Origin of the sequence: Xenorhabdus siamensis, from assembly GCF_037996745.1 — a bacterium.
Classification (GTDB): domain Bacteria; phylum Pseudomonadota; class Gammaproteobacteria; order Enterobacterales; family Enterobacteriaceae; genus Xenorhabdus; species Xenorhabdus indica.
Genome location: NZ_JBBMXE010000002.1, coordinates 327,326 through 335,254 on the forward strand (window position 1 = coordinate 327,326; position 7,929 = coordinate 335,254).

5 protein-coding genes and 1 pseudogene are annotated in these 7,929 nt (G+C 42.3%); all 6 read right to left on the reverse strand.

All coding sequences use genetic code 11. From position 1 onward, the window contains the following. Window positions 1-199: 199 nt before the first annotated feature. Window positions 200-1,171 (reverse strand): hypothetical protein, encoded by a 972-nt coding sequence (locus AAC852_RS02470; RefSeq protein WP_340619648.1) that lies wholly within the window; start codon window positions 1,169-1,171, stop codon window positions 200-202. Further along, the gene (locus AAC852_RS02475) at window positions 1,092-2,684 is read right to left on the reverse strand and encodes a hypothetical protein (RefSeq protein WP_340619649.1); all 1,593 of its coding nucleotides are present in this window, start codon (window positions 2,682-2,684) and stop codon (window positions 1,092-1,094) included. The genes AAC852_RS02470 and AAC852_RS02475 overlap by 80 nt, the downstream gene beginning before the upstream one ends. Window positions 2,685-2,698: 14 nt before the next feature. Continuing rightward, window positions 2,699-2,968: a type VI secretion system PAAR protein gene (locus AAC852_RS02480; protein ID WP_047685627.1), complete on the reverse strand. Its 270-nt coding sequence runs from the start codon at window positions 2,966-2,968 to the stop codon at window positions 2,699-2,701. A 20-nt stretch (window positions 2,969-2,988) separates the two neighbouring features. Next, on the reverse strand, window positions 2,989-3,819 hold the full coding sequence (locus AAC852_RS02485) for a DUF4123 domain-containing protein (protein ID WP_047685625.1): 831 nt from the start codon (window positions 3,817-3,819) through the stop codon (window positions 2,989-2,991). Next, window positions 3,816-5,828 carry a type VI secretion system Vgr family protein gene (locus tag AAC852_RS02490; protein ID WP_340619650.1) on the reverse strand — a complete coding sequence of 671 codons (2,013 nt, stop codon included), beginning with the start codon at window positions 5,826-5,828 and terminating at the stop codon, window positions 3,816-3,818. The genes AAC852_RS02485 and AAC852_RS02490 overlap by 4 nt, the downstream gene beginning before the upstream one ends. A 648-nt stretch (window positions 5,829-6,476) precedes the next feature. Further along, a pseudogene (locus tag AAC852_RS02495) lies at window positions 6,477-7,883 on the reverse strand (DNA primase family protein); the annotation flags it as partial. Window positions 7,884-7,929: the final 46 nt, after the last annotated feature.

Genomic DNA, 7,929 nt, shown 5'->3' on the forward strand with positions numbered 1-7,929 from the left:
TTTGATAAAAATCATTTATTATAACGGGAAAATACTATTAAAGTGAAAACTAACCATATTGTTATAATATATTTCATCATATGATTTATCTAACGAAATCATTATTAAAACCATGTTAATGATGATTTAATAATTTTATTAAATTAGTATAAACAAGGCCAGCCAGTATTATTAATAACTGACCAGCCTAATAAATTAATTACCTTGAAATAACGATTTTGCCATTGATTATAGATAAGTAAGGATTATAAGTCGTATTTCTCCCATTTTCCTTGTTGTGAAAGATGACAGGAGAAGAACCAAAAACACCTTTTTCTAAACGGAATAGACGACCATTTTTATAACTAACCAGTTTATATTTATTCCACTCAGGTCCTTTAATAAAAAAATTACCACTTATATCTTCGTCAAAATCCATCGAATCAAAAAATATTTTTGCGCTACTATTGTCTGCTATAGCCCATTCCTCCCATGCTGGCTGGCTCATTTTCCATACCTTATCCAGATCACGATGAGAAAAAGCACTACTAATCTCTTGATAAAATGCTTTTATAGCTGGTAAATCATTATCAGTAACTGGCTGCGCTTTTATCCACATCCAATTTGGTAAACTATTTACTGAAAATGTTTTTTGAGCCGAAAATAAATTTTTCTCTCCTTTTTTTGTGGATAAATTTGCATAATCAAATTTTTCATTTAAATTTATCGAATTTTTCGTTATAACGTTTCTGTTATCATCCACAGTTAACTTGATATTACTAATAATTTCACCTTGTTCATCATGTGAAGCAACTTTTCTAATTGTCGCTTCACACCATGATTCAGGATGAAATTTTTCTGTATCTCTATCAATTGATATACGACCCATTAGTAATTCTATTGTATTAGATCCATTCTCCAAAAAAGCCGATATATTATAACCACTTGATTCTGTTCCTGTCCGTGAGGATGTGTTTTCTAGCATTAACATCCCATTTACTTTTAAAATACATAAACTACGCTGAGTATTAAATGAGACGAGATATTTATGTTCCATTGTTGGTTTCCCTAATGCGGTTTTTATTGTCATTAATAATGCAAAAAATAACAAGCTACCCCAAAGAGATCCTGTAAGTAGATTTTTCTTTTGGTAGTGGGTCTTGAAACACCCAAGGTTTTTCCATTGGTTCATATTCATCTTCTATAGGTACTTCCCATTGATTTTCATCATCTTTTTTGAGTTTAATGCTTGCCCCATATTTAATACTCGCTGACGCTTGTATTCCATCATGATAAAGTATTAACTCCATACTTTTTTCTGTAGATTCTAGTGCCACTAATACTTTGGCTGCTATTTGTGCAGAAGCATCAAAATAGCCATTAACAGCATAATAGCGAACACCCCCACGAATATTGGTTTCGGCTCTGATACCAAATCCAGTTTCTAACATCGTATCTTTTTTAAAAGACCAATCACCTTTATCATCAGACTCCCAACCAAACATAACACTCAAATCACCACTGAGAATTAAATCTAGTTGTACACCATAAAATGCCCCGTTTTTACCTTGCTTGACTTCTTGTTCGAGCTCTTCTCCTTTTTCTCGTATTTTAGCCACAACTTTATTGACTTTAAAATAGGCAGCAAATATTTGGATAACATCAACACGTAATTCTAAACCGACTAAGGGTGTTGCTGTAATATCAGCATTATATTTATAGAAAAGTTCATATTTATCATTATGCGCAAGTTCATAACTGCCACTAATATTAATTAAGGGATTAATAAGATCTAAATTAATAACCCTAAACTTATCTTGATCATGCCCAAATGCAAGAAGATCATTGAATTTACCAATACTATCGATAGCAGTATCGACTGGGCCTAATTTCTTTTTCCCTTTTTTAAACTCAAACTCAAGTTCTTTTGACCAGCTACGTGTTTCAGTGCCTTTTTCAGCCGTGATTTCGCCTTCAATTGTTAGTGAATTACGAACTTCATAAGGCTGTGTATTTCTTCGCCATCCTTGTGATCCTTTATACCGCATTCCCTTTTTTTTGTTGGTTTCTTTTTGTTGTTGTCTTCTTTGCTCATCGGTAAACTTTTCAATTTCCTCTGATGCACCAATGGCAACGTTAAATTCCTGTTTTTCATTCAGGACAAGGTGAATGTTTGAACCAAGGATAGCCTTATTACCTATTGTGGAGGTTAAAATTTTATCTGCCAGTTTGTATTTTTTATCTATTAATGGTTTTCCTGAGCACTCGTCTGCTCTGATATAAAAACGTTCTTCTTCTATATGTGAGCTAAAGTCTCTGCTCAAAAAACGTTGTAAAATAACGAGCGGACTGTTTTCCTTGAGGGAAAAATCATCAATTTTCTTTGAATAGACTAACTCCCCAGTATACGGTTTGTTAGGCGAAAATTGCGCTATAGGCATCCCATCCTCACCAGATAAATTTCCAATTGGGCAGTTTGGATTGTGAGAAATACACCCCTTACTAAAGGCACTTAACTTTATAGGAAGTTTAGGCTTATCTGTTTCATTTTCGGGCTTAGGAACCACATAATACAGTACAGCTGGGAAGGGAAGCAGTTGTTCATAACTAAACGTTTTATCCCCCAATGTAACATTAATTTTGTGGGTGCAATCATCCGGGTTGTCACAATCACATATTGCAGAGCCGGCCTTTATTGACGTCATTTTACCTCCTCTCCTTAACCAATATTCACACTGCCACTGCCAATTACGATACCGCCACAATCAACAGCATCGCCCGTTCTGGCAGCAGGTTTTCCTTCAATAAATACAGAGCCGGAACCGCCGGCGATCTTCCGTGAGTGTGACGAATGAGAAGCCAGTGCGTCACCTTGTCGTGCGAGATAGACTCCGTCAACTTTCACGGTACTGGCGCCTGCAATAACGGGGGTTGCAGGACAATTACCGTGCTTTGTACCAATATCACCCACTTTAACTGCATTACCCATCTTGTTGTTCCCTGTTTTGGTTAAAGAGGCACCTGACCCATTTCTTGAATTAATACACTTTCCGCCCGCATATGCCCTGGCCGGCTGTATTCGGTTAATTGGGCATATAACGCTGCTGGCAGGTCATCGATGGTGAGATAATGCCGGATGATAAAAAGTTGGAGCAGCCCACGAACATTACGGTCATCCGTAATGCCATTTTCGCTAAACCAGTCAAAAAATTGCCGAGCGCACTCCACCGTGTCGATATGAGGGATAAAATCAAAATCAGCCTTTTCCAGCCAGTCAGGAATGAATCCGGCTAATTTTTCAATATACCGTCCTGTAAACATGGCCTGTATTTTCTCTAGCTGAATTTCTGTGATAGCGAGCATTTTTCGTTTGCTGGTTGCACCAACGGGAAAAGGTTCTCTCACCTTAACAAAGTTATCCGTGCGTTCTTCTTCAAGATAAAGTGTTGTAACACGAGTAATTGGCCCCAAAAAGCAATGCAACTCCCAGTCACTTAATACGCCGAGAAAATCCCAGATATTACGCGGATCGTAAAAACGAAAAAAAACGGGTTTTTCCTGTTTAGGTAGCAATACTTGCAGGTATTTGCGTAAATGTTGCCGCACGGTTTTCATATCGGCTTCGCTGTGGACGAAAATGCCCCACGGCGTTCTGCGGCATTCCAGCCAGATTTTAACTTCTTCAGTAACCTGTACCAGATAGGGCGCGATTTTAACCAGTTCCGGCTGGAGCGGTTCACCATAAAGGCAGGCAGAAGGCGGATCGTAACGCTCTAAGGCTAAAAACAAATCCGGTTCTGCTGCCCCATCAATAATGGCGTAGAGTTTTTCCTGACTCATTGCTGATTCTCCTTATCTTTCAGAGGACAGTGCGCGACGAACATTGAACCTTCACTGGCTGCCGCGAGCAAAATAGCAGGGTTGGCAGGCGCCAATAAATCACCGGGGCTACCGCCGGAGTTCAGATTAATGGCAGCACCCTTAATATCGATGCCGCCAGCATGAAGCACCACAAAACTCCCACCGACACGCAAAGTCAGCTTACTGCCACTTTGTAATGTCAAATCTCCCTGCGCATCCACACTGACGACCCCCTGAATTTTTTCAGCCAAATCGCCTTTGAGCTGTAATGAGCGGTCACCGTCAATCTGCTCAATATAATTGCCCGTGGTTTTATGCTCCTGTTGACCTTCTACGGTCACCTTGCGGTTATTGGCGATAACCAATTCATCGTCATGCCCGATGCTGGTTGTCCGGTTATAGTTAATGCGTTCCCCGCGTGAATTGCGCACCTGAATGGCGAGGTTTTTCTGAGCATGAATAAAGACTTCTTCGCGATCTTTCTCATCTTCAAAACGTAATTCGTTAAACCCTTCTCCTTTGTGGGTTTTAGAACGGATCGACATCTGGGTTTTCGCCATCGGCAGACGGTTTGGGGGAATATTGTTGGCATGATAAGCCCGCCCGACAATAATCGGCTGGTCGGGATCGCCGTGGACAAAATCGACTAATACTTCATGACCAATACGGGGAATGGCAATCATGCCCATTAATTGCCCTGCCCACGCCTGACTGACCCGTACCCAGCAAGAACTGCGGTCATTAAATTCACCGTACCGGTCCCAGTCAAACTGGATACGGACGCGCCCGTGTTCATCGCAGAAAATTTCTTCGCCCTCTGGCCCCACAACCGTGGCAATGTGTGGACCTGCCATTTGAGGCTTCGGGTAGGGGGAAGGCCGGTAAGAGTTTTTTCGGGTGGTAAAGGTAAATTGGTTAGACAGCCACGTACCGCCACCGCCTGACTGGGTTTCATCGGCTTGTGGCTGTTGACCTGAGTGGGTTATCTGAATTAACTGCCACTGGTCGTTAAAAACCGCTCTGGGGTGATCCATCAGGTTAAATAACTGCCCCGGCCACATGGCGAAACAGTCACCCTGACCGTTACCCAGCTGAGTGTCCCGGCGCAGGTATTCCAGACGATACTGGCTTGCCCGTTGTCCTAACTCATCATCTTTATAGCGGCTGGGAAAATCGTAATAATGGTAGCTGTTCAGTCTTCGCTGATTGTCAAGATTGCGCCCTTCATACCAGAATTCTCGGTTCCAGCGTGGGTTTTTAAACGTTCTGTCTTTGGTCGTGATATTGGTCACACCCACGCGTTCTGACCAGCTAAACTGGCGGATACAGGTTGTTTCACCCGTCACATCGGGTTCCGGGCGATAGGGGACGGTCATCACCTGATTAAGAGACAGGCAGGAGTCGTGAAACACAATGCGTTGCTCGTGCTGTTCCTGATCGAAAGTGAAGTAGTAAAAAATGCCCTCATCAGCCAGTAAACGCTGGATAAAGGCCAGATCGCTTTCATCGTACTGAACACAAAATTCTCGTGGTGGGTGCTTGTAACCGAGCGCAAAGAAAAAATTACGCACCCCATTTTCTCTGAGCAGGCTTTCTACAATATCCATCACGGACTGATTTTGGAAAATCCGGCTATTGACCCGTAAAGATGCGCGCCATAAAGAAGGTTGAATGGTGATATGGTAGTGGCTGAGATGGCGTCCGGTTGATTGCAGTGAAAAATGTGTCACCATGCCGGTGAGTTGCCGTTCAACTCGCCCATTGCGATGCACGGCAAAAGCGGCATTTCTGTCCAAAACATCGGCAAAATTAATGTCAGCAATATGGCAAGTCAGTGTGGCTTCCAGCCGAAAAGGGGTTGATAACGCTTCATACAGAGAAAAATCGACAACTGCGAAAGTTTGTTCAGGTAAATTTTCCGTAATCAGTGTAAATATTAAACCTGAGCGATCAAGTAGTTGGTTTATTTTATCCATTACCCTGCTCATTTGTACTCTCCATAATTTTGGGGTGTATCAATCCTTAGTTACGACCTGAATAGTAAAAATAATTTAGTAATAGAATGACCATTATGTATTTTAGGTTTATTGAGAAGGGTGCAGGATATAATAAAATTATTTATATGTTCCAGTAAGAATAAAAGTACATCAGGAAAATTGTGATTAACTTCTCTGACTAAACAAAATCAGATAATTACCTCTTTTAAATTTCACCTAGTACGACAGATTCAAATCACACTGACGCGCTACGCTTGTCTTCTCTGTTTTGTCCGGCTAATACATTAACCAGACAAACCAGAGATTTTGAAAAACACTATGCCAGCCAGAAAAGCCTTTTTATCTAAGCCACCCTATTAAAGAATTAGGGATAAAACTGTTCACCCTATTCACCTATTAATATTTTCATTTAAATTCATGTTGTTAAATGGTGATAACTTGAAATCAAACTCATCACTACTCTTCATCCAACCGTTCACCTTCAATCTGAAAAAGGTGAACAGGGTTGAAGAGTTATGAACAGTTTAAAAATAACTATTCACCCTATAATGTGTTGATATATCTGGTTTAAATTATAAAGTGAACAGTAGTGAACACTTTTTTATATTTCTTTGAAAATTATCATCAATAAAGAAAAAATTATTCTTCTGCCAGGTTATGACTTGTCAGTTTTGGCAGCCACTCAATGGCGGTATCAATATTCAGGCTCAGATTGCTACGAATGCCGCATTTGCTTTTCTTGCGCAGGTAATGCTCCCTGTACTCCGCCAGTGCGCCCGGCATATCCATGCCAAAACGGGTTACAGAAATGGGTTTATTCAGGTTGTTGCCTTTCATATAAGCAAGGTAGGCGTGATAAAGGTACTTACGAGGATTAAATGGCACAATCTCCGCATTCCCGATTAACAGGCCGTCAGCTTCATCAGATGCAATCAAGTGGCCGCAGAAATCAACCAGCGGATCAGTGCCACGTTTGATATCCAGCGCTTCTTCTGATCTCTGTTGCGCTGCCAATAAACGCCTTGCGGCTTGTGGGTCAGCGAACCGATGAAGCAGATGCCGGATAATCACAGGCAATTCTGTTGCAATCTTCTCCCGTAGAAGTGGATCACGTTCGTTTTCTGGCACGACTTCGGAAAAGTTGAAAATCACCCGACGCCGTGACACACCCCCACTGCGATCACTGAAACTCATGGCATTATTATTTACCGCCAACACCACAGCAGGAATACGAGTGGAGTAGGGTTGCTTATGCTTCGGGTCGATAGCGACTTCATCCCCGCCTGTAATGGCCTTGATACCGGAGCCATCGCCTACATAGCGGGTCTGGTCTGGCAGGATAATCAACGAATATCCCACAATCAGCGCCCGTTCCCGTGGGTTTTCCAGTGCGGCCATACTGGCAGAAACAGTGTTGCCTTTGCCTGCCAGCATTGAACAAATTTCAGCAAAGATGCTTTTGCCACTGCCTCCGGCACCGGTGATTTCCAGAAAAAGCTGCCAGTCATAACGGTTCGCCAGCACCATAAACAGTGCCGCCAGTACCCGATCAAACTTATTCTCACAGTTGGCTGTTGCCCGATTGAGCCAGAGCCAGAACTGAGGCGCATAATCTTGCAGGGTTTCCCCAGAAACAGGGGAATTAAACGCAACATCATTCGCCAATAGCAACCAGTCATGTTTGCGATGAGGCCGGAACTGGCAGGCTTTCAGGTCAAACACGCCATTACTGAACCCGATTAAGTGGCGCTTTGGTTGCTGCATCATGGGAAGCTGTAATTTCAGGGCATCTACGGCAGAGCTAATACCATGCGGCGAGTACGGTAGTTTCTCTTCCATAAAGGCTGCCACCATTTCCCGCTTTAAATCGCGGTCACTGACCGGACGCCAGACAATACCATCATAGTGATGAACGGTTTCCGAAGCGCCATCCAATGCCAAATCACCGTCATAACGTGCCAACAAGACTTCTCCACGCTGGCTGGCTCCCATCTGGCATAATGTCAGTTTTGACGATTCACTATCATTGGGCTGAGTGGCTGTTTTGGTTTGCCGTTCTTATCCAGTTCATCGGGATGATGCCAGTCGTTAT